Origin of the sequence: Parahoeflea alexandrii (assembly GCF_024105735.1) — a bacterium.
Classification (GTDB): domain Bacteria; phylum Pseudomonadota; class Alphaproteobacteria; order Rhizobiales; family Rhizobiaceae; genus Hoeflea; species Hoeflea alexandrii.
Genome location: NZ_JAAAML010000003.1, coordinates 35,340 through 54,694, shown reverse-complemented (window position 1 = coordinate 54,694; position 19,355 = coordinate 35,340). Strand labels below are relative to the sequence as shown.

17 protein-coding genes and 1 tRNA gene are annotated in these 19,355 nt (G+C 59.9%); 9 read left to right on the top strand and 9 right to left on the bottom strand.

Going from position 1 to position 19,355, the window contains the following annotated elements; genetic code table 11:
• Positions 1-10: 10 nt before the first annotated feature.
• The 3 genes from GTW23_RS15115 to GTW23_RS15105 all read right to left on the bottom strand — a co-directional run bounded on the left by GTW23_RS15115 (position 11) and on the right by GTW23_RS15105 (position 1,926).
• Positions 11-601 carry a HupE/UreJ family protein gene (locus GTW23_RS15115; protein WP_252916369.1) on the bottom strand — a complete coding sequence of 197 codons (591 nt, stop codon included), beginning with the start codon at positions 599-601 and terminating at the stop codon, positions 11-13.
• A 136-nt stretch (positions 602-737) separates the two neighbouring features.
• Positions 738-1,040 carry an urease subunit gamma gene (locus GTW23_RS15110; RefSeq protein WP_252916368.1) on the bottom strand — a complete coding sequence of 101 codons (303 nt, stop codon included), beginning with the start codon at positions 1,038-1,040 and terminating at the stop codon, positions 738-740.
• 10 nt (positions 1,041-1,050) lie between these two features.
• A complete protein-coding gene (locus GTW23_RS15105) occupies positions 1,051-1,926 on the bottom strand; it encodes an urease accessory protein UreD (RefSeq protein ID WP_252916367.1) in 876 nt (291 codons plus the stop codon).
• Positions 1,927-2,154: 228 nt separating this feature from the next.
• Between GTW23_RS15105 and GTW23_RS15100 the strand changes: the two genes are divergently transcribed.
• The 4 genes from GTW23_RS15100 to GTW23_RS15085 all read left to right on the top strand — a co-directional run bounded on the left by GTW23_RS15100 (position 2,155) and on the right by GTW23_RS15085 (position 5,506).
• Entirely contained in the window at positions 2,155-3,162 is a 1,008-nt protein-coding gene (locus GTW23_RS15100) for an ABC transporter substrate-binding protein (protein WP_152009706.1), read from the top strand.
• A 90-nt stretch (positions 3,163-3,252) separates the two neighbouring features.
• On the top strand, positions 3,253-4,068 hold the full coding sequence (locus tag GTW23_RS15095) for an ABC transporter ATP-binding protein (protein WP_244615217.1): 816 nt from the start codon (positions 3,253-3,255) through the stop codon (positions 4,066-4,068).
• The gene (locus tag GTW23_RS15090) at positions 4,068-4,850 is read left to right on the top strand and encodes an ABC transporter permease (RefSeq protein ID WP_252916366.1); all 783 of its coding nucleotides are present in this window, start codon (positions 4,068-4,070) and stop codon (positions 4,848-4,850) included. Before GTW23_RS15095 ends, GTW23_RS15090 begins: the two co-directional genes overlap by 1 nt.
• Positions 4,851-5,242: 392 nt before the next feature.
• Positions 5,243-5,506, top strand: coding sequence for a hypothetical protein (locus GTW23_RS15085; RefSeq protein WP_193217315.1), 264 nt, complete (start codon positions 5,243-5,245; stop codon positions 5,504-5,506).
• A gap of 157 nt (positions 5,507-5,663) precedes the next feature.
• On the opposite strand, the gene GTW23_RS15080 is transcribed toward GTW23_RS15085, so the two are convergent.
• Positions 5,664-6,758: a hypothetical protein gene (locus tag GTW23_RS15080; protein WP_252916365.1), complete on the bottom strand. Its 1,095-nt coding sequence runs from the start codon at positions 6,756-6,758 to the stop codon at positions 5,664-5,666.
• Between the two features lie 179 nt (positions 6,759-6,937).
• Between GTW23_RS15080 and GTW23_RS15075 the strand changes: the two genes are divergently transcribed.
• Positions 6,938-8,128: a BaiN/RdsA family NAD(P)/FAD-dependent oxidoreductase gene (locus GTW23_RS15075; RefSeq protein ID WP_252916364.1), complete on the top strand. Its 1,191-nt coding sequence runs from the start codon at positions 6,938-6,940 to the stop codon at positions 8,126-8,128.
• Positions 8,129-8,167: 39 nt separating this feature from the next.
• Entirely contained in the window at positions 8,168-9,052 is an 885-nt protein-coding gene (locus GTW23_RS15070; RefSeq protein WP_252916363.1) for an NAD-dependent epimerase/dehydratase family protein, read from the top strand.
• A 24-nt stretch (positions 9,053-9,076) separates the two neighbouring features.
• On the opposite strand, the gene GTW23_RS15065 is transcribed toward GTW23_RS15070, so the two are convergent.
• The 3 genes from GTW23_RS15065 to GTW23_RS15055 all read right to left on the bottom strand — a co-directional run bounded on the left by GTW23_RS15065 (position 9,077) and on the right by GTW23_RS15055 (position 12,145).
• A complete protein-coding gene (locus tag GTW23_RS15065; RefSeq protein ID WP_252916362.1) occupies positions 9,077-9,547 on the bottom strand; it encodes a tripartite tricarboxylate transporter TctB family protein in 471 nt (156 codons plus the stop codon).
• Entirely contained in the window at positions 9,528-11,054 is a 1,527-nt protein-coding gene (locus tag GTW23_RS15060) for a tripartite tricarboxylate transporter permease (protein WP_252916361.1), read from the bottom strand. Before GTW23_RS15060 ends, GTW23_RS15065 begins: the two co-directional genes overlap by 20 nt.
• Before the next feature lie 134 nt (positions 11,055-11,188).
• Complete coding sequence (locus tag GTW23_RS15055; protein ID WP_252916360.1) at positions 11,189-12,145, bottom strand: tripartite tricarboxylate transporter substrate binding protein; 957 nt, start codon at positions 12,143-12,145, stop codon at positions 11,189-11,191.
• Between the two features lie 442 nt (positions 12,146-12,587).
• On the opposite strand from GTW23_RS15055, the gene GTW23_RS15050 reads away from it, so the two are divergent.
• A complete protein-coding gene (locus GTW23_RS15050; RefSeq protein WP_252916359.1) occupies positions 12,588-15,254 on the top strand; it encodes a bifunctional diguanylate cyclase/phosphodiesterase in 2,667 nt (888 codons plus the stop codon).
• Positions 15,255-15,498: 244 nt separating this feature from the next.
• A tRNA-Arg gene (locus GTW23_RS15045) sits at positions 15,499-15,575 on the top strand.
• 169 nt (positions 15,576-15,744) lie between these two features.
• On the opposite strand, the gene GTW23_RS15040 is transcribed toward GTW23_RS15045, so the two are convergent.
• Both GTW23_RS15040 and GTW23_RS15035 read right to left on the bottom strand, forming a co-directional pair.
• Positions 15,745-16,731, bottom strand: a complete 987-nt coding sequence (locus GTW23_RS15040) for a hypothetical protein (RefSeq protein WP_252916358.1) — start codon at positions 16,729-16,731, stop codon at positions 15,745-15,747.
• A gap of 53 nt (positions 16,732-16,784) precedes the next feature.
• Positions 16,785-17,612, bottom strand: a complete 828-nt coding sequence (locus GTW23_RS15035; protein ID WP_252916357.1) for a hypothetical protein — start codon at positions 17,610-17,612, stop codon at positions 16,785-16,787.
• A gap of 688 nt (positions 17,613-18,300) precedes the next feature.
• On the opposite strand from GTW23_RS15035, the gene GTW23_RS15030 reads away from it, so the two are divergent.
• A complete protein-coding gene (locus GTW23_RS15030) occupies positions 18,301-19,161 on the top strand; it encodes a hypothetical protein (protein WP_252916356.1) in 861 nt (286 codons plus the stop codon).
• Positions 19,162-19,355: the final 194 nt, after the last annotated feature.

Sequence of the window (19,355 nt, the reverse complement as noted above, 5' to 3'; positions counted from 1 at the left end):
CCTGTTCCGATCAGCCGGCGAATGCCAGCGCCAACCCGGCAGCGGCAGTTGCAAGACCTGCCGAGCGGGTCAAATAGGCCTTCCCGGCAGATGCCTGAAGCCGGGAGAAACCCAGGCCGAGCGCAATGCCGGTGGCATGCAGCGCCGCGGTTGCAAGCATGAAGCCGATGGCAAAGCTTGCCGCCCCGGCCTGGCCGAGTTCACCGCCGTGCGCATGGCCATGAAATACCGCAAAGAAGCCGACCGACACCGCCATTCCGGCAACCGAGAAAGGCAGCGCCAAGGCCACCATGATGCCGATGAAAATGATCGAGGCCAAGATCACCGGTTCGACGAAGGGAAGCGGCACGCCAGCGATCGCGGCGGCAAACCCGAGCCCCATCGCGCCAACGAAGCTTGCGGGGACGACCAGCATGGCGCGTCCACCGAGCGAAGCCGCCCAGAGGCCAACAGCCAGCATCACCAAGACATGGTCGAGACCGAAGAGCGGATGCGAAATACCCGCCGCGAACGAGCCATGCTCGGCAGGATCGAGGTGCGCAAAGGCCGGAGCCGTAGCGGCAACAAGGGCCGCGGTCGTCATGAAAAAGCGTTTGATCATCGTGAAGTTCCTCTTGTGGTCAACGCGGCGCCCTCAATTGGTCACGCCGTCAGGATGAAGCACTTTCGTGCATTGCAAATACTGCTCTGACAAAAGGGCGGCGTCGAGGGGAGATTTCGGATTCACCGGACTTTTCCTAGCGGATCGGTTCGTGCACGGTCACCAGTTTGGTGCCGTCGGGGAACGTTGCCTCGACCTGGATGTCGTGGATCATTTCGGCGATGCCATCCATCACCTGGTCGCGGGTGACCACATGGGCGCCGGCCTCCATCAGATCGGCCACCGGGCGGCCGTCGCGCGCGCCTTCGACGACAAAATCGGTGATTAGCGCGATGGCTTCGGGATGGTTGAGCTTGACGCCCCGCTCCAGCCGTTTGCGCGCCACGATGGCGGCCATGGCGATGAGCAGTTTGTCTTTTTCCCTCGGTGTCAGGTTCATGGCGCCTCTCTCAAATCGACCAGACTTTCGGCATGCCGCCCGCAGGATTGAGCAGGCGGATCAATGGTACCAGCACTTTGCGCAGTTCATAGCTGTCGCCTGCAACAATGCGAGCAAGAAGCTTGCCAGTTCCGGCGCCTTGGCCGGCACCCGGAGGAATCATCATGTGGCTGGCGCCGCCGCAGCCGCCGACCAGCCGGCGTGCGTCGGCCAGCCTGGCCTCCGCATCCGGCGCGATCATCAGCACGGTCGCCATCGCCAGCCCGCCATTTGCCACTGCCGGACGGCTCAAGGCTTTGGCAATCATCGGCCCAAGCCTCATGTCCTCGGCGTGAACCAGGTGCCCTGCCTCGCGGATGCGCCAGCGGTCATGGAACTGGCCCTCGGTAACGGCCTCCCGCATGGCGAGGCGGCCGTAGACCACCGGCTCCACCATCAGCAGTCGGGCTCCGGGAGCCATATCCACCTCTATGCTTCGCGCCAGCCGCGCCCGGTCAAACAGGATGGTTTCCTGCGGCAACCAGGCCAAGGAACTTCCGGCATTCAGCTTCAATTGCACAGAGACCCGGGCTTCACTGTCGCCCTGCGCCTTGTAGGTTTTCTCGCAGGCCTGAGTGGCAAGCAGCAGCGCCGCGCCCTCGCCTGCCTCGAATTGCCATTCCATGCGATCGCCACCGGTCAGGCCGCCCGCGGTGTTGATCAGTACGGCCTCAAGCGGGGCCCCTCGGGCCACGCGCGGGAGACGGATACGGGCGGAACCTTCCTGAAAAAGCCGGTCGATGCGGCTTTGACCGGCGGACAGCTTGACCGACAGGCGCCCTGCGCCGCGGGTCCGCTGCATGGCCATGCCGCCTTCGGCCTTGGGAAGAGGATACAGGGAAGTCATCGGCGCCCTTTGATCGTGTCGAGCCCGATCATCTGAAAAGACCACAGGTAACGCAAGGCCGCATCGGCAAAATTCGGTCTGTTAAACAATCAGATATCGCGATTTCATGATCAATATTTTGGCATACTGCTTATTTTTTTGCCATTCGATTTTTCCGCTTGATTTTTCATCATTTGCTTTTCAGGATGCAGCCCAACAAGAACCGAAAAACCTCCACAGGGGAAAATCATGCGTCATATTCTCGGTGTTTGCGCTGCACTCGCAATCTCGGCCAGCGCGGCCCAGGCAGAAACAGCCGTCAAATTCACACTCGACTGGAAATTCGAGGCGCCCTCCGCGCCATTCTTCATCGCGCTCGACAAGGGCTACTTCAAGGATGAAGGCCTGGACGTCACCATCGACAGCGGCGCCGGCAGCCGCGAATCGATCCCGCGGGTGGCGACCGGCGCCTATGACATGGGCTTTGGCGACGTTAATGCTCTGATCAAGTTCCTCGAGGAAAACCCGGACGGCAAGGTGAAGGCGGTAATGATGGCCTATGAGCGCCCGCCGTTTGCCGTCATCGGACGCAAGAGCCTCGGTGTGAGCGAGGATCCGAAATCGCTCGAAGGCAAGAAGCTCGGCGCGCCTCCACCGGACGCGGCGTTCGGCCAGTGGCCGGCCTTTGCTTCCGTCGCAGGCATCGACACGGGCACGATCACCATCGAAAACGTTGGCTTCCCAGTCCGCGAGCCGATGCTGGCGCAGGGCCAGGTCGACGCGATCTTCGGCTTCTCCTTTTCCTCGGTGATCAACCTGAAGGCCCAGGGGGTCGATCCGGACGACATCGCGCTGATCATGATGGCCGAGAACGGGCTTGATCTCTACGGCAACGTGGTGATGGTCAATTCCGATTTCGCCGAAGCCAATCCCGATGCGGTCAAGGGCTTCATCAAGGCGCTGACCAAGGGCTTCCAGGACACGGTCGCAGACCCGGAAGCAGCCGTCGGGTTCGTGATCCCGCGCAATGAAGTGCTCAACAAGGACGTCGAGCTTGACCGCCTCAACATGGCGATCGCCCAGTCGATCAAGACGCCCGCGGTGGTTGCCAACGGCTTTGGCGGCATCGATCCTGCCAAGCTGACGCAGTCGATGGAGTTCCTCAAGACATCAATGGGCGTTGCCAACCCGCCGGCTGCGGACAAGGTGTTCGACAGCTCCTACCTTGCGCCGAAAGAAGAGCGTATGCTTCCCTGACACGGGGCTTTCAACCGCGGGTCCCGTGACCGGGACCCGCTGCACAGGACAATGGCGCGTTGACAGCAGCGGGCCAGGCGGGACCAGACCATGACCAATCCTTCTGCCGTGCCGATGGTCGGCATTGAAAATGTCGACATGCGTTACGGCGGCGCTGAAGGAACGCTGGCGGTTTCAGGCCTGACAATGGCCGTGAAAAAGGGTGAATTCGCAGCCGTCGTCGGACCGTCAGGGTGCGGCAAGTCTACTCTCATGAAACTGGTCACCGGTCTCTACATTCCCCAGACAGGCACCGTCAGCGTGGCTGGAGAGCGGGTCACCGAGCCGGTCTCGATCGTCGGCATGGCGTTTCAGAACCCGACAATGCTGCCGTGGCGGACGACACTCGACAACATCCTGCTGCCGCTCGAGATCGTGGAAAAGCATCGCGGCCGGATCCGCACCCACCGCAAGGAATATGCCGAAAAGGCCGAGCACCTGCTTGAGACCGTGGGGCTGAAGGGCTTCGGCTCGAAGTATCCCTGGCAGCTTTCGGGCGGCATGCAGCAGCGCGCCAGCCTATGCCGGGCGCTGATCCACGAGCCGGACCTCTTGATGCTGGACGAGCCGTTCGGGGCGCTCGACGCCTTTACCCGCGAAGAACTCTGGTGCGTGATCCGGGACCTGCATTTTTCAACCGATGTCACCGTGGTGCTTGTCACCCACGATCTGCGCGAAGCGGTGTTCCTGGCGGACCGGATCTTCGTAATGAGCGCCCGTCCGGGCAAGATCATCACTGAACGCGAGGTGCATTTCCCGCGCCCCCGGGATCTGGAAATCATGTTCGAAGCCGAGTTTACCGATGTCGTCCACGATCTGCGCGGCCATATCGCCACGGCACGGGCGCAACAGGCGGAGGCAGTCTGATGGCCGAGGCCCGACCCAAACGTGATTTCACCGACCTTGCGCCGTGGATCTATACCATCACGCTGTTTGCACTCTGGGAAGCTGCATCGCGCGGCCTCAGCCTGCCGGTCTACATCCTCCCGGCGCCGTCGGTTGTCGCCCAGTCGATCGTCGACTACTGGCCGGCAATCTGGAAGAATTCGCTGCAAACGCTCTACACCACCCTTGTGGGGTTTGCCCTGGCGGTCGCCGGCGGACTGGCGCTCGGACTGCTCGTCGGCTGGTCGCGCTTTATCTACAAGGGCCTCTATCCGCTGATGATCGGCTTCAACGCCGTTCCCAAGGTCGCGGTCGTGCCGATCCTGGTGATCTGGTTCGGCATCGGCACGGTGCCGGCCATCCTGACCGCGTTTCTGATCGCCTTCTTCCCGATCGTGGTCAATGTCGCAACCGGCCTTGCCACCATCGAGCCTGAGATGGAAGACGTGCTGCGGGCGCTTGGCGCCAAGAAGCTCGACATCATGCTCAAGGTCGGCATCCCGCGGTCGATGCCCTATTTCTTCGGCTCGCTGAAGATCGCCATCACACTTGCCTTCGTCGGCTCGGTGATTTCCGAGACCGTGGCGGCAAATTCCGGCCTGGGGCACATGATGCTGGCAGCCCAGAGCCAATTCAACGTGCCGCTGGTGTTTGCCGGACTGGTGATGCTCGCCATCGAAGGCATCGTCATGTACGCGCTTATGGCATGGCTCGAGATGCGCATGACCGGATGGGCACATCGCTCGGGCATGAACCGCCAGTAGGCCCGCCTCGATACACCAAGGCAATCATCCGTTTCAGGCTGCATCCCGAAGGACCACGCGTGGTGGGCTCTCAAAATCATGGATGGGCGTGTTGCCGGGATCTGTTCCACCAGACCCCTGCCCTCGCGGATTCCGCCAGAAAGGACCCGGCGCAAAATATCTTGAGGAGCAATGCAACCAAATCCGGTTCATCAGCGTTTACTAGACGAAACGAATGAAAGATGACCCGAAAGGACTGACCATGTTGATTTCAACGCTTGCACTTGCGATGAGCATCGCCATGATGGTGTCAGCCATCGTTATCCTGTACAATGAGACCGTGGCCCGGAAGCATCAATCCTCGTTCGAGTGAGTTTGCGTCCGTTTGTAGTTCATGCATCAAGATGGAGCCTTTGATGACCAGACTCGTTCTTTCCACCCTCGCCGCGGTATCCCTTCTGGCCGCCGCCGGCTGCACCACCACCGAAAAGCGTGCCGCAGGCGGCGCGGCTGTCGGAGCCGGCACCGGCGCCCTGATCGCCGCAGCGACGGGCAACAATGTCGCAGGCGGCGCCCTGATTGGCGGTGCCGCCGGGGCTCTCATCGGTGCAGCAACCACTCCCGGCATGTGCCGCTATCGCGACGCCTATGGCCGCGTCTACGAAGCGCCCTGCTGATCAGGCCAAGGCTTGTAACACCTCGCGCAGCCTCCTTTCTGATGAGGGAGGCTGCGTATTCTCTCCGGTGCCATGATCGAATCACCGGAAACTGGTTCGGCCCGTTATTCCCGACCGCAGATGAACAGATGCCCGATCAACTTCATCCCGATCATTTTCACGCAGACAGAAAAGCCGGATCATAGGCTAGGGTGCCGACCCGACCATCCTGTGACCTCAAAATCAATCGGTCTGTCTCCGCCGTTACATCGCGAATCGAATCGCCATCCTTCCCGGACGCGCAGGCTCCGATGATCTGGCGAACTGTTGTCGCCATTCCCTCTTCAAGTTGAAATGCCGTTGCAATGCCTCTCTGGTTCAAGCTGTTCTCCCGGCACGAATCGGCGTGACCAAGTGGTGACGCCCGTGCGTCCTCGATGCCCAGGACACCGGTATGACGGCTGGACCACGGCGCATAGTGGCGTCCGCCATTGCTCATCCAGAGCATGGTGAGCGGCAGCGTGTCGGGACGCTTGAGCACAATGACCCGGTCGCACTCAAGCTTGCGGCTTACAACGCTCCAGCCCAGCGAATGACCTGGTCGTTCAACCAGCGCGGCAAAATCCTCATGCGCATCGCCCAACGGGTACGCGGTCAGGTCCGCCCCCCCCCCATCGGCGAGCGGAAAACATGCGAGGTCGGCCGTCTCGGTCCCGGCTGCCAGGAGAGAGCGGCCGCGTGCGGGATCTGTCTCCAGAGGTTCCGGCAGCGTTTGCGCCAGCCGTTTCGGCGAGATCGCCAGATCTCCTCCACCTGCCATGTGAACCATCACATGATGGGCAACCGAGACTGCCCCTTCTCCGCCCGTGAGGCTGTGCTCCTGATAGATGAACGGATGCCCGGCGATCAGCGAAATCCGCTTTTCAACGATCGCTCCCATAACCTTCCGCTGCAGCCGGAAGACAGCCGTCAACCGGTTCTCCTGCCGGGTGGTTTCGATGTGATCCCAGGCGCTGTTAGCGCTCCAGCCGTGCGGAGGTCCTTCCTCTATATCGTTGCGGCCAAAGGGGGCACAGAAGAAATCGCCCGACAACCTTCGGACGTTGGCCGGCGTGTCGGGCGGAAAGTCCGCTTCCGGGTCATCGACCCACGGGGCCCGGTGAAGCGGGGACAATATGCGGTTTCCATCGCGGATCTTCAGTTCGGCGATATGGCCGACGCTCAGGTCGATGCTCACGGAAACGGGATCGAGGTCGAAGGAGTAAGTGGCCATGGTCAATCCCGCTGAAGTCCTGAATCTACCTACAGGCAGCGATGCGCTGCTGGCAACTGCCGAGACTGGGGCGGAATTCTCGGATCTGCGGGGTTTGTCGCGGCCGAACGGTCTGGTATTGGGATCGATCTCATGCCCAGGCTGCCGGTCTTGCCGGGCAGCCACAATCCGGAGCCTCAATGTCAGCCATCACCAAAACGGATGTCGTCGTTCTGGGCGCGGGTGCCGCGGGCATGATGTGCGCCATCGAAGCCGGGCAGCGCGGCCGCTCGGTCGTGGTGATCGACCATGCCAAGGCGCCGGGCGAGAAGATCCGCATATCCGGCGGCGGACGCTGCAACTTCACCAATCTGCACTGCACGCCGAAAAATTTCATTTCCAACAACCCGCATTTCGCCATCTCTGCGCTCAAATCCTTCACCCAGCATGATTTCATCGACCGCGTGAAAACCCGCGGCATCGCGTTTCACGAAAAGACACTGGGGCAATTGTTCTGCGACGGGTCGGCGCGCGAGATCATCGCCATGCTGACCAGTGACATGCGCGAGGCCGGGGCCCGGCTGGAACTGGCGACGGACATCACCAAGGTCACGCAGGTGGACGGCGGCTTTGAGACACGCACCAGCGCCGGCACATGGCAGTCACGTTCACTGGTCGTGGCTACTGGCGGCAAGTCCATCCCCAAGATGGGCGCCACAGGGCTTGGCTACGAACTCGCCCGGCAATTCGGTCATGATGTGACCGAGACCAGGGCCGGGCTGGTGCCGTTCACCTGGGCCTCCAACATGCATGAGAGCTGGGGCAGCCTTTCGGGCGTCGCGCTTGATGTCCATGCATCGTGCAATGGCACCGCGTTTGACGAAGCCATGCTGTTCACCCATCGGGGGCTCTCGGGCCCTGCGATGCTGCAGGTATCCTCCTACTGGCGCGAGGGTGACACGGTCACGATCGATCTTGCGCCCGGTCTGGACCTGGCGTCCCATATCAAGGCCGGACGGACGACGCGACCCAAGGCATCGGTCTGGACGGTTCTCGGCGACGTTCTGACCAAGCGGCTGGCGCAGCAACTGGGCAGCGAGGCCGACACAACACCGCCGCGGCTGGCGGACCTGAGCAACAGCGCGATAGAAGAGATCGTCGCCGGCATCCGGAATTTCGGCATCGTGCCCGGCGGCACCGAGGGCTACAGGACAGCCGAGGTCACCCTTGGCGGGGTCGATACAAACCAGCTAAACCAGAAGACCATGGAAAGCCGGCTGGTTCCCGGTCTGCACTTCATCGGCGAAGTGATGGACGTGACCGGCCACCTCGGCGGGCACAATTTTCAATGGGCGTGGTCCTCCGGGGCCGCCGCCGGACGCAGCGTCTGACGCGCTGCATCAAGAGCATGAAAGATGGAGGAGACAACGATGCGCATATTGTTCACCGGAGGCTCCGGCAAGGCCGGAAAACATGTGGTTCCCTATCTTCTCGACCAGGGGCACCGGGTGGTCAATGTCGACCTGACGCCTCTCAACCATCCCGGCGTCGACAATCTCACCGCCGACATCACCGATTCCGGGCAGATGTTCAACGTCCTGACCAGCTACGCCAATTTCGATGAGCTGGAGCCCGGAACAGGCGTTCCGAAGTTCGACGCCGTCGTCCACTTCGCCGCCGTGCCGCGAATTCTCATCCGTCCAGACAATGAGACCTTCCGCGTCAACACGGTCGGCACCTACAACGTCATCGAGGCTGCGGTGAAGCTCGGCATCCGCAAGATCATCATCGCCTCCTCTGAAACCACTTACGGCGTCTGCTTCGCCGATGGCGAAGTCAGCCCGGCGTCGTTGCCGGTCGAAGAGGACATGGACGTCAACCCGATGGACTCGTATGGACTGTCCAAGGTCGTCAATGAACAAACGGCACGCAGCTTCCAGCGCCGCTCAGGCTTCGATATCTATGCGTTAAGGATCGGCAATGTGATGGAGCCGCATGAGTATGACCGGTTCCCCGGTTTCTTCGCCGATCCGGGCGTCCGCCGCCGCAACATCTTCTGCTATATCGACGCGCGTGATCTCGGCCAGATCGTCGACCGCTGCCTGAAGACCGACGGCCTCGGCTACCAGGTGTTCAACGCCGGCAACGACACCAATTCGGTCGACATGCCGACCGCCGAGATCGCCGAGCGGTTCTTCCCTGGCGTGCCGCTGACCCGCGAGATGGGCGAGCATGAAGCGCTTTATTCAAACCGCAAGATCCGCGAGATGCTGGGCTTCAAGGAAGAGCACGACTGGCGCAAACATGTGACGTGAGGCCGAGAAGCCACGCGCGCCGGATCACGGCAGCGGCACGCCCAGTGCAAAGCGGAAGAGGGCATAGAAACCAGCCATGATCGCGATGCCCGACGCCGCGAAAACCACCGCGCTCCGGGTATCCCAACCCTCGTGGCGCGCGGCGAACAGCCCACCGGCGAAAGCGATTGCCGTTGCCGGCAGAAAACCGCTGACCGGCATGATGAGGCAGGCAACCAGCATGGTTGCCACCAGCAGCAGCCTGCGCCACCAGTCGCCGCTTCCGAACCCGTTGCTTTGGCTCGGCCTGAGCCAGGACGCGATAATCACCAGCACCGAACAGAAGATCAGGGCATAGGCGACAAAGGTCGGGAAAACCACGGAATCGGTGTCCGAATAGGTCGTCACGTCGTAGAGCGTTATCAGACCCAGGCAGATGAACACACTCGCGACGATCAGTGTCCCGATGTCTTTCCTGCCGGTTCTGGATGATAACTCAATCGTCTGTCTTGGCATTAGAACCCGCCTGCATATCGAGAAGTTTCCTGGCCCGCCTGCCCTGAATGACCGGGTAGAGCAGCGACAGGATGGTGAAGGCGATGATCGCCAGCGAGATCGGCCGGCCAAAGAACATGCCCGCGAGATTGCCGGTGGCTTCGCCGATGATCCAGGCCTGGACGAAGCCCTGCTCTGCGATCGGACCAAGGATCAGCCCCAGCACGATCGGGGACGCGGCAAAGCCGAAGCGCGACAGAACCCAGCCGACCGTCCCCAGCACGATCATGATGATAACATCGGAAATCGAATTGCGGATGGCGAAGGTGCCGATGATGGTCATGAAGCCAACCGACGGAACCAGGATGGTCTTGGGGATGGTCACGATCGTCTTGTAGGCATAGCGGCCGATCAAGAGGCCCGTGGGCAGCATCAGGATGGTGGCTATGAACAGGCCGAAAATGAAGGTGTAGACGATCGATCCGCCGCCCTCGAACAGTGTCGGCCCGGTCCGAACCCCCTGCACCAGCAGCGCGCCCAGGATGACCGCATCCGGCGGCGTGCCTGGAATGCCGAGCACCAGCGTGGGGATGAAACCGCCGCCGACGGTGGCGTTGTTGGCGGCTTCCGTCGCCATGATGCCATCGGGTTCGCCCTCGCCGAATTTCTGGTCGGGTCTGGCGGTACGCTTGGCTTCGGAATAGGCAACGAGGCCTGCGACGGAACCGCCCGCTCCCGGAAGAATCCCGATCAGCGTTCCGATGATCGAGGACCGCAACAGGTTGAACCTCGAGCGCCAGGCTATGATCGCGCCTTCGCGGAACCGGACCGCCCGGCCGCCCTTGTCGACCTTGAGATGGCGCTCCGGCGTTGCGACAAGATCAATCAGCACCGGTATGCAGTAAAGTCCGATCAGCGCGCCGACAACTTCGATGCCGCCGATCATGGTGGGACTGCCGAAGGTCAGCCGGATGTCGGCGGAAATCTCGGCAACCCCGACGCAGGACAGCAGCAGGCCGAAAGCGCCGCCCGCCAGCCCCTTGAGCACATTGCCGGTCGACAGCGAAGCGATCAGCGACAGGCCGAAGATCGAGAGCCAGAGATACTCGACCGGCCCGAACGCAAGCGCGACCGAGGACAGCGGCGGCGCCAGCAGCAGCAGCGCCAGTGCCCCGATCATGCCGCCGAAAACACTGGCATAGCAGGCGATGGCGACGGCCAGGTCACCATCACCGCGCTTGGCCATGGGATAGCCGTCAAAGGTGGTGCCGATGGCCGATGGCGTGCCGGGCGTATTGAGCAGGATGGCGGAATAGGCGCCGCCATAGATTGCGCCGGTGTAGATCGCGCCGAGAAGGATCAGCGCCGAAGCCGGTGTCATGGCAAAGGTGATCGGCACCAGCACCGCGACCGCCATGGTGGCAGAAAGGCCCGGGATCGATCCGATGACCGTGCCTGCGACAACGCCGAACAGCGCAAGCGCCAGATTGGTCAATGTCAGCGCATTGGCCAGATGTTCAAAATCCATGTCGGATTGTCCATTCAGCTCGAGTGCGAGCGCCCAAGGATACTGCCCTATGGCGAGCGGTCGCCTCTTTGGCTCGTGTCACACTGCCCGCAAGAAACACCCGGGCCATCCCGGCCCGGGCGCAAGGCGATGGATCAGTTGAGCAGGCCCGCTTCCGTTGCCGCCTCGACATATTCGTCCTTGCGGGCCTTCATGAACTCCGCCATGCCGTCGGCACCGACATCGAGCAGGGCAAACCCGCCGTCGAGCATCTGCTTGCGGAATGCCTCGTCGGCGTTGATTTCGCCGAACATGTCGGACAATGCCTTGACAGTATCAGCCGGCGTGTCCTTGGGGACGGCCATGCCGCGATAGGCACCGCCAACCATCTCGAAGCCAAGTTCCTTGAAGGTCGGCACATCGGGGAACAGCGGATGGCGTTCTTCCATGGCCACCGCCAACATCCGGACCGCGTCGCCCTGGGCCGCACCAACGGTGGTGTAACCCCACTGCGCCTTGACCTGCTTGCCGAGGTTGGCGGTGGTCGACGCGCCGGTGCCCTTGAAAGGCACATAGGTGGTCTTGATGCCGGCCATCTTGTCAAAGCGGATTTGCGCCAGGTGATTGGCGGTGGCCTTGCCCGAGCCGGACATGGTCAGCGCGCCAGGATTGGCCTTGGCGTCGGCGATCAGGTCCTCAAGCGCCTGGTAAGGACTGTCAGCAGTCACGACGATCGCATCGGGTGTGTAGTGAAACATGTAGAAGGCGTTGATGTCTTCCGTCGTGTAGCCGACATCCTTCTGGGCGGGCTGGATGACAATATGCGGCAGGTTGATGCCCATGATGGTATAGCCATCGCCGGCCATCGAGTTGAGCTGTGCCCAGCCGACGGCACCGCCGCCGCCCGGCTTGTAGGAAACCACCAGATCCTGGCCGAACTTGTCCTTGAAGAAGGGCTGCTGAAAGCGGGCGGAAATATCGGATTCACCGCCCGGGCCGAACGGGATGATGTATTCGATCGCCTTGTCCGGAAACGCCAGAGCGCCAGTCGCCGCGGCAAGCGAGACCGCGGAAGCAATCACCAACGTCTTTACGGATTTCAATCTAAGCATTCTTTCCTCCCGAAAATTCCAAAATGGAAGCGCTTTCATCGGCGCGCCCCGTGGTGCCGGCGACCTCCACTTCCGATCCTTCTCCCTGATCGGTTGCACGCCGGCGAACTCATTAAATCATCTGGGAAATGGTTTGTCATGCGCGTTCGGGAAAAACCGACGCAGTCAGCTCAAGCAGCGGTGTTACCCATTAACAAGCTCTGCAAGCTTGTCGCAGGACATGACCTTCTACGGCCCTGTTTGCCCGACATCGCAGTCGACAAGAACCAGTGTTGCTCCCACGAAAGCTTAACAAGAACAAAACTTCAAACCGATATCGGAAGCAATACGGCCTTAGGCATTTATTACACACTTCTGAATTAGCATTCTTTTTGAAGCACGGCGGCGGCCTCATGCCGTCGCAGAACTTACAGACCTCGAGAACAGCGACAAGTAGACAGCAATGCCAGGCAATTCAAACCCCAAACCCAGGCGCCCGCACCTGCTGTCACGGCCAACTGTTCTTGCTGCCGGGATTGCGCTTGCGGTCACGGTGGCAACCGGCGTGTTCGCCGAGTACCAGAACCGCATCGTCCATCATCAGGGTGCCAGGGTAAAGGTCAGCGAGCAACTCGGCCTTGTGCGGGCGAAACTGGAAGGCAACATCACCAGCAATATCCAGCTGGTCCGGGGGCTTGTCTCGGTTATCGCCACGCAACCGGCTATGGACCAGGTCCAGTTCAGCAAGATCGCAGCCGGGCTTGTGGGCGAACATTCGCAACTGCGCAACATCGCCGGTGCTCCGGGAATGGTCATCAGCCTGATGTACCCGGTCGAAGGCAACGAGAAGGCCATCGGCCTCGACTATCGCAGGAACGAAATGCAACGGGAAGCAGCGCTGCGCGCGGTCGCATCCAAGCAGATGGTGCTGGCCGGACCGGTCAACCTGCTGCAGGGCGGCCAAGGATTTGTCGGGCGTTTTCCGGTGTTTGTCGAGAACCAGTCCGGTGACCGGCATCTCTGGGGCCTGGTTGCAGCGGTGGTTGACACTGAACGGCTCTATGCGGCCAGTGGCCTGTCGGACCTCAACCTGCCTCTGAAGATAGCCATTCGCGGTCAAGACGCCACGGGCGAGACCGGAGCCGTGTTCTTCGGCGACCCAGGCATTTTCGGCGACGAGCCGGTCACTTCGCAGGTCTCCCTGCCGAGCGGCAGCTGGCAGATCGCGGCCGTCCCCGCTGGCGGATGGTCGACAACCCCTGACAATGCCTGGCAGATCCGGTCGGTGATCCTGCTTGCCGGCTTGCTGGTCATACTGCCCATCCTGATCGCGGGCTATCTCAACGATATTCGCCAGACGCACATTCAGGAGATCAACCGCCGGCAAGGTCAGCTCCAGCGATTGTCGCAGAGGCACAAGCTTGCGCTGGAAACATCGAAAATAGGCGTTCTGGAAGTCAACCTCGACACCTGGGAAATCAACTGGGACACACGGATCCGGGAGCTTTTCGGTCTCACCGATGACATCAAGCGGATTACAAAGGAAACCTGGGCCAATGCGGTCCATCCCGATGACCTTGCAAAGGCCACTGAAGAGTTTGAAGACGCGGTATCAACGGGCGGCGACTACAACTCGAATTTCCGGATCCGCTCGCTTGACGGCACAACCCGATGGGTACGCTCCATCGGAGCGGTCCACGCTGATGGAAACGGATCACGATTCCTGATCGGTGTGGTCTGGGACGTGTCCGCGGATGTCGAACTCAACGCCAGCCTGCTGGCGGCCAAGCAAAGCGCCGAGGCGCGCAACCAGGAACTGGAAGAGGCACGCGCCCAGATGGAGCGCAACTCCCTTCACGACAGCCTGACCGGTCTGCCCAACCGGCGCTTTCTCGATGAAATGCTGAACGATGGCGCAGCCGGAAACAGGGTCACCGCGTTGCTGCATATCGATCTCGACCGGTTCAAGCAGATCAACGACACGCTGGGACATGCAGCCGGTGACGCGATGCTGGTCCATGCCGCATCGGTGCTGTCGGCGAGCACACGCGCCAACGATTTCGTTGCCCGCATCGGCGGCGACGAATTCATCATCGCCACGACTTCCGAGGCCGGCGAGGCGGAACTCGAATCGCTCGCCAACCGGATCATCACCAAGATGCGCGAACCGGTTCCCTATGAGGGCCATGAATGCCGCTTCGGGGTCAGCATTGGCGTTGCCATGGCGGAACCAGGCAACAAGCATTGCGGCAAGAGATTGCTGATTGACGCGGACATCGCTCTCTACCGTGCCAAGAGCAACGGCCGGAACAGGTGCGAGTTCTTCAACAGTTCGCTCAAGGCCGAGATCATCCGCAACAAGCGGGTCGCCGACGACATTCTCAACGGCCTGGACCGCAGCGAGTTCGTGCCCTTTTTCCAGCCGCAATTCGACGCCAGGACACTCGATATCATTGGCGTGGAAGCGCTCGCCCGCTGGATCCATCCGAGCGAAGGCGTGCTTTCGCCGGATGCATTCCTGAAGACCGCGGGGGAACTCAACGTGGTTCCGCTGATCGACCGCGCCATCCTGGAACAAACCTTGTGGCAGTCAACGCGCTGGAAGGCCGCCGGGATCTCGATTCCCAAGATGTCAGTCAATGTTTCCGCCGGCCGGCTTTATGACGACGATCTCATCGAAAGCCTCAACGGGCTCAGCTTCGAGCGCGGCACGCTGTCGTTCGAGCTGCTCGAATCGATCTTTCTCGATGACAAGAACGAAACCATCGTCGCCAACATCGCCCACCTCAAATCCCTGGGCATCGATATCGAGATCGATGATTTCGGCACCGGCTTTGCTTCGATCGTCAGCCTCGTGCAGGTCAAGCCGACACGGCTGAAGATTGACCGGCAGCTGATCTCGCCGCTGGTTTCATCTCCCAGCCAGCGCAACCTGGTGGCGTCGATCATCGATATCGGCCAGTCGCTCGGCATCAAGGTGGTGGCCGAAGGTGTGGAGACCATGGAGCATGCCGGCATCCTGCGCGATATCGGCTGCGACACGTTGCAGGGCTATGCGCTGGCGCGTCCCATGACCTCGGAACAGCTGATGGCATTCGTCCGCGAGGAACCCTGGCGCAAGGTCGCCTGATGCCCCACGGCGCGGGATTGCGCAAAGGATTTCAGCCCCAGTGAGCGGCGCAAAGCCGCGGCACAGACCATATCGTGCCGAGCGGCTTGCCAGACCCCTTCCCGCCACCGTCGTTTCCCTCACGGGAACGCATTTTCGACGTTGATGCGCCGAGCGTGATCGGCTAGAAGACCGGATATCAGCTGCCTCGCGACGCAATGTTCGGGCCCCTCGGGGCTGAACCGGCCCGCCAGGCGCCACGGATGCACCCGTAGCTCAGCTGGATAGAGTGCTGCCCTCCGAAGGCAGAGGTCACAGGTTCGAATCCTGTCGGGTGCGCCAATAATTTCAAATAATTAGATTCTTCATAAGCCACCACGAAAACGCTAGGCTAACACCGGGCTAACACCGCTCACGAATATGCTCTATTTGTCGAGATTTCCATCAAGCCTTAAGATTACCCCATCAATGCAGCTCCGGAGCTTCCGCCTTGGTCAGTTCAGGCCATTTTTCATCTGTCATCGAAGCGGTTGGCTGTGCCATAGGGGGTAGGTCTGGTGGATACAGTGCCTGTCTGGTCGGTGGGCTTGGCCCTGAGGCTGGCCAGATGCTCTTCGACGCCAGCGGTCATTTCATCGTCCGATGTCGAATGTGACCTATCGTCTTGCTCGAAACCAAGGGCACGCGCCAAGTCGTCGCTCGACCACTGGTCTCCATCGCCCTCCCAGCCTTTAGCCGCCCCGTCAGCTGCCTGCGCTGCCTCACCCTTGGCATTGTCGCCCGTGGTGTCGTCAACCTGGTCAGACACCAGCGTCACGGCAGGAGCACGGGAGCTACCGGAAACAGTGACCGCATCGGCAAAACCATCAGGGTCTGACAGGGACCGACCGCCCAAAACTGCAAGGTCGATTATCACTTCGCACCCGTGAGATTGAAGCCGGATCAACTCGTCCATCATCCGCTTTTGCCGCGTAAACTGATCAGCCCGAACCTCATCACTTTCAACCAACGGCGTAGCCGCCTCAACATCGGATACATCGTCATGTCCCGGCTCAAGAGCAGCCAATCTGGCCGCTGGTGTCATATCCTCATGGCTGCCAACCTGTCGACCACCGTTGTTGATTTCAAGCGTTGTGAGCGGGCCTCTCAGCGGGACCAGATTCGGGCCTCTGGCACAGAATTGAAAGCTGCCCACCACCGGACAAGCAGGGTCGTCAATCATGGCTTGATCATCGATCACGCTGGAACGACACCAGAATGGGAGTATGGACTTGCCCGGATCAATATAGCGGTTCGAAGGTATGGACTGCATGACAACGTGATGGGCGTGGGCTGTCCCTTCTGGCGGTAAAACACACCTGGCCGTTGGGTGAATTTCCTCATCGTTTAGCTGCCAGATTTCATAATCAACGACACCCGACCCAGCGGCCTTCTTCGCCCGTTCAGCTTTACGAGATTCCAACGCCGATATACGCTTGAGCATGGTGGCATTCGACATGAGCGTTCTCCGTTGAGTAGTTGGCACCCGGCAGGGGATGCCGGGGCAGTATCTCAGACACGATGCTCGATCGTGCGGGCTCTGTCGGCGGCATTCATTTCGCTTTCGGATAGCTCCAACTGAGCCAATCTGTCAGCCAATTCTGCTTTGATCACGCCCGACTCTGCCGCAAGGCCCTTGAACAACACAGAATGCTCATCAGCTGAGATCAGGCCACGCGAATAAAGGTCAGTCACATAAGACATGCGTTGCGCCGTCGTTTCGCAATGCGAGAAATCGACCATGTGCGATATGGTTGCGGCAAATTCTTCGCCAACGGCGATGCTCAAGATCAGGCGGTTTGCCGCCAACTGTGATGCCGACGCCATCGGGTTGATCGAGATGGCTGCGATGGTGGCAAGAGCATTATCCACGAGACCGTGCATGACGACATTGGCTTTGTTCTTCGCTTCGCTGCGCCGTTCGCGTTCCTGGTCACCGGCCCGTGTTTGCAGGTCAAGACAGGTCAGGCGGTAGTTCTCAGCTTCGAGTTTTATCCGTTGAGCTTCGAGTGCTTGCAAGCGACCTGCCTTCGCAGCGCCAAGTGCCGTTGGATCGCCGTTCGGCCCGGTCACCGCCGCGATTTGATCGGCGGTCCATTGGGACTGTTCAGCGAGGCGGCGACGGTCAGCCAGAATCTTAAGTTGGATGGTGCGGTCGGACGGCTTGACTGTGAACATGCCGCCACCTGCAAGGCCGGAAACCAAGTGGTCAGGGATACCGCTCATGCCAGCAGGGGCAGACGGTTCGGCGTTGTCAGTTGGATCGGATGGTAGTTCCATGGCTATTTCTCGGCGTTTGATGGTTGTGACTCTGCGCCGTGACTCGATCTGAATTTTCAAGCGCGACACCAGTGCCCTGAGCGCTGCACCATTTTGGGTCGCTTGTCTCCGGTGTCTTTTGAGGAAGGTGCTAGAAATTTGAAACATTTTGGTAGATTGCGAAAGATCGCGAAAATGGGTTCAGTTTTGTTCCATTTTCTGCTCAAGACGTCAGGTATACATGGAATTTTCGCAAATTTTCTGTCTCAAGTCGTGTGCGGCATAATACTACCGCACCACCTGTCATGCGCAGCCGTACAGCGCGTTGTGGCTCATATCGCCTTTAAGTGAATACTCAAATTCCCTCGCATGATGCGGGCGAGCAGATCGAACCACTTCTGGCTGGTCGAAAATACCTGACACCGAATAGTCACCGCCGCCGATCGCCAAACACCGTTGACCCTTCTACTCGTCTTGAGGCAAACAACACGCCAAGGTCAGCGCGATCAGCGGTACCGCATCAAAGCCTGCCTCCATAATCGGTCACATGAAACGAACTCCGCTTCGGGCGGAGTGGAAGTTCGCTGCGTCGGACATAAATGACCGAAATGGGCGAAAGCACCTGGTTCTAGATCAGCCGTCTGACCACCTTCACAAAGCGATCTGCTAGGGTAGTCTGATCAGCCGCTCGAAACTTGTGAAAGGTATAGATAGCAACATGGCCGCTAGCTCGTCTTCGGACTCCCCACTTGAGCTGGACACTAAAAAAATGTCCGCATTATTCGGCAAAAGCACGGAAATATACGGTCGCATTGTCAACGACATCGCGCATGATCTGATCAAAGAGCGATATACGTTCGAAGACATCTCGGAGTTCGAACGGAAGTCTCGTGATGAGCATACAGGCCGGGAATACACCGGGCGGGTGTACTGGACCGAGATGCTATGCCGGGCCCATATGTCATCTGTTGCATCCATATTCCGAACGACGAGATGGATCCAGGTTGCAATCCGCGAGCATGACGCGGGGAGCCTCTATGGTTGCGCCTCAGCCTGCAGAAGCCTTATCGAATCTGCAGGCGACATCGGTCACAGCCTAAATCCCGTCGCGCTTACACTTGCTGGAATAAAAGATGCCGTCAAGGCGGAGATTTCAGGCAAGGCAGGAGAGACAATGATCCTCTCCGAGGACCTTGAGAACTCGTTCATTCATTTTACGCACGCTAGGAAGGTCGGCAAGACCGAGACGGCCCCAGACAGCCATAAGGCGATGCAGGCCTTCCAATACATTAACATGGTCGAGCGGATGAAGATCGTAGGCGTAAAAGCGTTTTACGCAGATCTCTGTGAGATCGTTCATCCCGCAGCAGAATCTGTGAGGGTGACCTTCGTTCCTGACAACGATGCTTGGATTGTGGACCCTCTTCAAGAGAGAGCAGTTCTGGACGCTATGATAGCGGAGCGGAAGCAAGCCCTTCAAGGCATCGTAATGGCATCGTACAACGCGCCCCTGATGATCTTGAGGGTGCTACACGCTTTCGACATTTTCACTAAACTGCCGGGACTACGAAAATACCAGTTCGACAAGATTCCTGAATGGAAGAAGATCGAAGCCGTACTCCGATCCTAACCCATTGCTGAATCTTCACGCCCGAACTCCTTAAAGCGGGTATCTAATGAAACTTCGACGTTTGGGTGAAAACAAGGCTTGACTGGGTGTCCCAACTGAAGGCGCAAGGCGGTCATTGATCGAGTAGACACTACCCGGCTCTGTCTCATGCTACCAGAGGCAAGTGTATTGGGTTAACATAACCCTGAATTGAA

What these genes read in the sequence shown, in the direction of transcription:
- GTW23_RS15075 (WP_252916364.1), top strand. Translation starts at nt 6,938, where the DNA reads ATGTCAGCCATCACCAAAACGGATGTCGTCGTTCTGGGCGCGGGTGCC.
- GTW23_RS15070 (WP_252916363.1), top strand. Translation starts at nt 8,168, where the DNA reads ATGCGCATATTGTTCACCGGAGGCTCCGGCAAGGCCGGAAAACATGTG.
- GTW23_RS15060 (WP_252916361.1), bottom strand. Translation starts at nt 11,054, where the DNA reads ATGGATTTTGAACATCTGGCCAATGCGCTGACATTGACCAATCTGGCG.
- GTW23_RS15090 (WP_252916366.1), top strand. Translation starts at nt 4,068, where the DNA reads ATGGCCGAGGCCCGACCCAAACGTGATTTCACCGACCTTGCGCCGTGG.
- GTW23_RS15095 (WP_244615217.1), top strand. Translation starts at nt 3,253, where the DNA reads ATGACCAATCCTTCTGCCGTGCCGATGGTCGGCATTGAAAATGTCGAC.
- GTW23_RS15110 (WP_252916368.1), bottom strand. Translation starts at nt 1,040, where the DNA reads ATGAACCTGACACCGAGGGAAAAAGACAAACTGCTCATCGCCATGGCC.
- GTW23_RS15030 (WP_252916356.1), top strand. Translation starts at nt 18,301, where the DNA reads ATGTCCGCATTATTCGGCAAAAGCACGGAAATATACGGTCGCATTGTC.
- GTW23_RS15100 (WP_152009706.1), top strand. Translation starts at nt 2,155, where the DNA reads ATGCGTCATATTCTCGGTGTTTGCGCTGCACTCGCAATCTCGGCCAGC.
- GTW23_RS15040 (WP_252916358.1), bottom strand. Translation starts at nt 16,731, where the DNA reads ATGTCGAATGCCACCATGCTCAAGCGTATATCGGCGTTGGAATCTCGT.
- GTW23_RS15065 (WP_252916362.1), bottom strand. Translation starts at nt 9,547, where the DNA reads ATGCCAAGACAGACGATTGAGTTATCATCCAGAACCGGCAGGAAAGAC.
- GTW23_RS15050 (WP_252916359.1), top strand. Translation starts at nt 12,588, where the DNA reads ATGCCAGGCAATTCAAACCCCAAACCCAGGCGCCCGCACCTGCTGTCA.
- GTW23_RS15105 (WP_252916367.1), bottom strand. Translation starts at nt 1,926, where the DNA reads ATGACTTCCCTGTATCCTCTTCCCAAGGCCGAAGGCGGCATGGCCATG.
- GTW23_RS15055 (WP_252916360.1), bottom strand. Translation starts at nt 12,145, where the DNA reads ATGCTTAGATTGAAATCCGTAAAGACGTTGGTGATTGCTTCCGCGGTC.
- GTW23_RS15115 (WP_252916369.1), bottom strand. Translation starts at nt 601, where the DNA reads ATGATCAAACGCTTTTTCATGACGACCGCGGCCCTTGTTGCCGCTACG.
- GTW23_RS15080 (WP_252916365.1), bottom strand. Translation starts at nt 6,758, where the DNA reads ATGGCCACTTACTCCTTCGACCTCGATCCCGTTTCCGTGAGCATCGAC.